The organism is Neisseria sp. P0022.S010 (genome assembly GCF_051956635.1).
Genome location: NZ_JBQCXF010000817.1, coordinates 1 through 578 on the forward strand (window position 1 = coordinate 1; position 578 = coordinate 578).

Here is a 578-nt window from a genome sequence, read left to right on the forward strand (position 1 = left end):
ATTATTAATACATTTTGCAATTACCAACCCATGCACCTAACCCGAATCCTATCCCCCGACCTACCCCAACACGACCTTATCGCCGCCCATCCGAATTGGACTCGTGCTGATTTCAACCGTGCGGTTTTCCATCTGTCAGGCCGTCTGAAACAGGCAGGCGTGCAAACTGCCGCGTTGTGGTTTGACGATGCCGCGCTGTTTGCCTGTGCCGTGTTGGCAGTGTGGCATTCTGGCGGAAAGGTTTTATTGCTGCCCAATTTGGCGCAAGACAATGTGGCGTGGGGGAAAACGGCAGAAGCGTTTTTAACGGATTCAACAGATAAAAAGCTGTCTTCAGACGGCCTGAACATCTGGCACTTGCCTGATGTATTAGCTAAAACAGATTTGGAAGGGCTGAACACCTATCCTGAAAACTATCTGATTCCCGACCATGCCGAAGCATGGCTGAAAACGTCGGGCTCCAGCGGCGAAGCGCAGATTATTGTGAAAACCGCCGCACAAATGCAGGCAGAAGCCCTGACTTTGGCAAATACGCTGCCAGTTGGAAAACAGAGCGAAACCGTGGTCGGCAGCGTGAT

1 pseudogene is annotated in these 578 nt (G+C 51.6%); it reads left to right on the forward strand.

The annotated features are described in order from the left end of the window. Positions 1-30 precede the first annotated feature (30 nt). Positions 31-578, forward strand: a pseudogene (locus ACTHUT_RS21585) (AMP-binding protein); the annotation flags it as partial.